This window comes from Thermus arciformis, from assembly GCF_900102145.1.
GTDB classification, from domain to species: Bacteria; Deinococcota; Deinococci; order Deinococcales; family Thermaceae; genus Thermus; species Thermus arciformis.
The window spans coordinates 1-4,643 of record NZ_FNBC01000071.1 but is presented as its reverse complement, the minus strand read 5'-3'; the positions used below and the strand labels follow the sequence as shown (position 1 = coordinate 4,643).

General features: G+C 68.6%; 2 protein-coding genes and 3 pseudogenes. 2 read left to right on the top strand and 3 right to left on the bottom strand.

Features of this window, described 5'->3' with window-relative positions; genetic code table 11:
* A pseudogene (locus BLP62_RS13215) lies at positions 1-1,001 on the bottom strand (IS1634 family transposase); the annotation flags it as partial.
* 137 nt (positions 1,002-1,138) lie between these two features.
* Here BLP62_RS13215 and BLP62_RS13210 point away from each other — a divergent pair.
* Positions 1,139-1,531: a helix-turn-helix domain-containing protein gene (locus tag BLP62_RS13210; protein WP_241374298.1), complete on the top strand. Its 393-nt coding sequence runs from the start codon at positions 1,139-1,141 to the stop codon at positions 1,529-1,531.
* A gap of 13 nt (positions 1,532-1,544) precedes the next feature.
* On the top strand, positions 1,545-2,384 hold the full coding sequence (locus tag BLP62_RS13205) for an alpha/beta fold hydrolase (RefSeq protein WP_093008734.1): 840 nt from the start codon (positions 1,545-1,547) through the stop codon (positions 2,382-2,384).
* Between the two features lie 49 nt (positions 2,385-2,433).
* On the opposite strand, the pseudogene BLP62_RS13200 reads toward BLP62_RS13205, so the two are convergent.
* Both BLP62_RS13200 and BLP62_RS13195 read right to left on the bottom strand, forming a co-directional pair.
* Positions 2,434-3,738 (bottom strand): annotated as a pseudogene (locus BLP62_RS13200) (amylo-alpha-1,6-glucosidase); the annotation flags it as partial.
* A 2-nt stretch (positions 3,739-3,740) separates the two neighbouring features.
* A pseudogene (locus BLP62_RS13195) lies at positions 3,741-4,643 on the bottom strand (IS200/IS605 family accessory protein TnpB-related protein); the annotation flags it as partial.

Genomic DNA, 4,643 nt, shown 5'->3' with positions numbered 1-4,643 from the left:
CGTCCGCCTCGCAAGAGAACTCCCGGGCCAAAAGCCTCCCCAGGGCCTTCCCCGCCTCCTCCTCCGCCCGCCGCACCCGCTCCCCAAGCCGCCTCTCCTCTTCCTCCCTCCTCGCCTCGCTCTCCACCAGGACCCACCGCTGCCGGACGCCCCCGTAGTCCACCTCCACCTCCACCCCCCAGTACCCCGGGAGAAGAGGGGTCCAGGCCCCTTCAGGAAAGACCTCCCCCAAGAGGCCCCGGGCCTCCCCCAAGGTGGCGGGAACGCGCAGAATCCAGGAGAACCCCTCCAGGGCCCTGAGGTTCTCCCGGGTGTAGCTCGCCCCGTCCAGCACCACCACCTCCCCCAGGTCCAGGGCCTCCCGGAACCGGGACACCAAGGCCACCAGAGTCTTGGCGTCGCTGGCGTTCCCGTCTTGGGGAGCGAAGAGGAGGGGGATGCCCCCCGTGTCCGCGCACACCAGGCCCATCACCCATTGCCTCAGGTCCGGGCGGTGGTCCCGGCTGTAGCCCTGGACGATGCGGATGACCCCCCCTTCCTCCTCTCCCCCCTCGTACCGCCCGTGGACGTGGAAGCTGGTGGTGTCCCCGTGCAGGGCCCGCACCGGGAAGGGGAAGGCCTGGCGTGCCTTTTTGGCCACCTCCAAGAAAAGCTCCGTCACCCCCGCCTGGTAGAGGGCGTCCAGCATGCGGCCCATGCGGTCGTCGTTGAGGAGGCCTGGGGTGATGCCCTCTCCCAGGTCACGGGCGTAGCCCGTGACCTTGCAGCCACTCCGTGGGCTTACCCTCCCAGTAGTGGCCGAAGAGGTAGAGGGGAGAAGAGACAAAGCCCAGGGCGTTCATAATGGCCGCTTTCAGGGCCACCCCCGTGCTCACCTTTTCCCCCGGGCGGGGGCCCACCCGTTCGTCCACCAGGGGGACCAGCCCGACACGGTCCACGATGCCGGCCACCAGGCCCAGGTGGCCGAGGTCGTACACCTGCAGGTCGGGTGTGGCTTCCATCCCAAAATCCTAACGCAAGGGGAGGAGGGGTGCGGAATGTGGGATAGAGGCTTTCAACCATGGTTAAATCTTGGGACGTAACTTACCCCTGCTACATCGAACACGATCTTGAATCTGGCACCTACGGCGGTTTCTGCGTGGACCTTCCCGTTTTCGTGGCCGGAAAGGCCAGCGTAGAGGAGGCGCGGAAGGCCTTAGAAGAGGGAGTGGCCTACTACCTCGCCCACCTGGAGGTGGAGGAGCGTCCCTTCCCCAGGCCTGGTGCCACTCCCCCTCCGGACCTGGAGGAGGAGCGGGACCGCCTTATCCCTGTGGAAATCCGGCCGAGCCCGGTGAACCCCGTTAGCCTCGCCATCGAGAAGGCCCTTCGCCGCAAGGGCCTAAAGCGGAAGGAGCTGGCCGAGCGCATGGGGGTTCCCCCTTCCGTGGTGACCCGGATTCTAGACCCCCTGTACTTCGGCCACACCCTGAGCACCCTGCGCAGGGTGGCCGAGGCTTTGGAAAAGGACCTTGTGGTGACCTTCAGGTGAAGGGGAGGTAGACATGGAAAGCGTCAAGGTCGCCACGGGAGCCTTCCTAACCCACCTCCACCGGGCGGGCGAGGGGGAGGCGGTCCTCTTCATCCACGGCTCGGGGCCGGGGGCCACGGGGCTTTCCAACTGGCAGCTGGCCCTACCGGAGCTCGGGCGGGACTTCCTCTGCCTGGCCCCGGACCTTGTGGGCTACGGGGAGAGCACCCACCCCGAGCCGCCCCCCCGGGGAGCGCGGGCCTGGATGCGGCTTTGGCTGGACCAGCTCCTGGGGCTTTTGGACGCCCTGGGGCTGGAGCGGGCCCACCTGGTGGGGAACTCCCTTGGAGGGGCCATCGCCCTGCACCTCCTCATGGAGGCCCCGGAGCGCTTCGGGAGGGTGGTCCTCATGGGGCCTGTGGGGGGTCCTTTCCGCCTGACCCCGGAGCTGGACCGCCTTTGGGGCTTCTACGAGGACCCCACCTTGGGCGCCATGAGGAACGCCATCCGCTGGTTCGCCTTTGACGAGGGGTTCGTCAGGGACCGGCTGGAGGAGATCGCCCGGATGCGCCTCGAGGCCGCCCTGAGGCCCGAGGTGCGGCGGAGCTTTGAGGCCATGTGGCCGAGGCCGAGGCAGGAGGCCATTGACCAGCTGGTGGTGCCCCCCTCGGCCCTCAGGCGGATGGACCACCCCGTCCTCATCCTCCACGGGCACCGGGACGGGATCGTGCCCGTGGAGACGAGCCTCTACCTCATGGAGCACCTGCCAAACGCCCACCTGGTCCTCCTGGGGCGGACGAGCCACTGGGTGCAGATCGAGCAGGCGGCGGCCTTCCACCGCCTGGTGCGGGCCTTCCTCAAGGGGGAACTCTAAGGGCAACCGAGGGGGAAGGCCCGGGGGCAGGCCCTCGTGCCCGCTTCCCCTACCAGGCCCGGAAACCCCCGGCCAGGGCGTGGAGGTAGACGAGGGCCGCCGGGTCCCAGGCCTGGGGGCGGCAGGCCACGGGGTAGGGCACGGGGGGAAGGCCCTCCTCCCGGGGGAAGCCCCCTATGAGCTCCGGGAGGCGGAGGTCGGGCTGGGAATGGGCCAGGTCCAGGAGGGCCTGCGCCACCCTCAACCCTTCCTCTTTGAGCCCATAGCGGAAAAGCCCCCCGGCGAAGAGGGCGGTGTCGTGGGGCCATACGGAGCCGTTGTGGTAGGAGAGGGGGTTGTAGCGGGCCTCGCGGCTCCCCAGGGCGCGAAGCCCCCACCCCGACCACATCTCCTCGGAGAAGAGGGTGGCCACGAGCTTGGCCGCAAGCTCCCGGGGCACGGCCCCGGCCCAGAGGAGGTGGCCCGCGTCGGAAGCCTTCACCTGAAGGGGCTCCTTATGCCGGTCCAGGGCCAGGGCGTAGGTCCCAAGCTCCTCCAGCCAGAAGCGCTCCTGGATGAGGGCGAAGAGCTCCTGGGCCTGCTTCTCCTCCTCCTTTGCCCTTCCTTCCTCCCCAAGGGCCCGGTAGAGCTCCTTTGCAGCCAGGTGGGCGGCGTAGGCGTAGCCCTGGACCTCGCTCACCGCCAGGGGAGGTTCGGCCAGGCGGCCGTCCTCGTGGCTCATGGAGTCGTGGGAGTCCTTCCAGGACTGGACCGCAAGCCCCGTGCCGCTCGGGGCGAACTCCAGGAGGCCGTCCCCGTCCAGGTCCGCCCGCTCCAGCCAGCCCAGGGCCGCCTCCCAGTGGGGCCTGAGCGCCCGCACCAGGGAGAGGTCCCCGGTGAGGTCCAGGTAGCGGCCCAGGAGGACGAGGAAGAGGGGGGTGGCGTCCACGGTGCCGTAATAGCGGGCGAAGGGCACCCGGCCGGTGCGGGAGAGCTCCCCCAGGCGCACCTCGTGGAGGATCTTGCCGGGCTCCTCCTCCCGGAAGGGGTCCCACACCGCGCCCTGGCGCTTGGCCAGGTAGCGGAGGACACTCCTTGCCACCTCCTTTCCCCAGGGGAGGAGCATGAAGGCGGTGAGGAGGCTATCCCGGCCGAAGGGGGCCACGAACCAGGGAATCCCGGCGGCGGGCACGGGGCCCTCCGGGGTGGCGAGGAGGAGGGCCCTGAGGTCCAGAAGGGCCTGGCGGAGGGGCCTCGCCCAGGGGCCTTCTCCCGGGGGAAAGGCCGCCAGGAAAGCCTCGTAGCTGGGCAGGGCCCCGGGGGCCTCGAGGGGGCTCTCCAGGGCCACCTCCAAGGCCAGGGTCGCCTCTTCCCTGGTCAAGTAGAGTGCACATTAGCGCACTCCGGCCCCCCACCAGGATGGGGACCTAAGCTTCCCTCCAAGGTAGCCCTTTCAGGGCTGACCCACCCCTCCCACGATCCCCCGAAGAGGATGGGCTTGAGGGGAGAGAGGTTCCTCGGCACCTCGCGCCCAAGGAGGGGAAGGGTCAGGCCCGTAGGGCCTATCTTGCAAGTGCCTGCCCTCAGGACCCGCCAGGGATTGGCGCCAAAGGGGGGCCAAGATACGGGCTTCGCCCGTGACCCTTCCCTCGGTTGACCCCTCCTGGCTCCCCGGTGAGCCCTGAAGGCTTGAAAACAAGGCCAGGTGGCGCTTCGCCCTCCCGATCTCCCGGGAAAGCCTGCGCCTCAGGTAAGGGTTGCGCTCCTGGGCTTTTTTGGCCCGGAGTTCCTGCACCTTGGAGGCGTAGAAGCCCTGGACGTGACCCCTGAAGCGTTCGTCCCGGAGAAGCCTCTCGTACCCCCTGGGAAGCTTCTCCCTGAACCCCAAGGCCCTCCTCCCGATGACGTAAGCGGCGGCCACGTCCTTGGAGAGGGAAAGCTGGGGGGCGTACTTGAGCATCCCGATGGTGGAGGTGTCCTGCGGGTTGACCTCCACAACCTGGATGCCCTTCCTCCTGGCTAGGGAGTGGACCTTCCGGAGAAGGGAAGCGTAAGCGAAGCGGTGCTGCTTCCCGCGGAAGGCCCTTCCCGAGCCGTCACCCCTCCTGGACTTCCTCAGGTACTTCAGGCGTTCCGTGGCGATGGCCACCCCGTGTTCCTCTGCTAGGGAGACGGCTTGGTGGGCGATCTTCCAGAGGAGGAGTTCCTTGGTTCCCCTGTTCTCCGCCCGGTCCACTTCTTCCAGGGAGAGGGTGAGGTGGCGCCTCAGGTTCCCGTCAG

Excerpts from the sequence above, each read along its gene's own strand:
- BLP62_RS13205 (WP_093008734.1), top strand. The coding sequence starts at position 1,545 with ATGGAAAGCGTCAAGGTCGCCACGGGAGCCTTCCTAACCCACCTCCAC.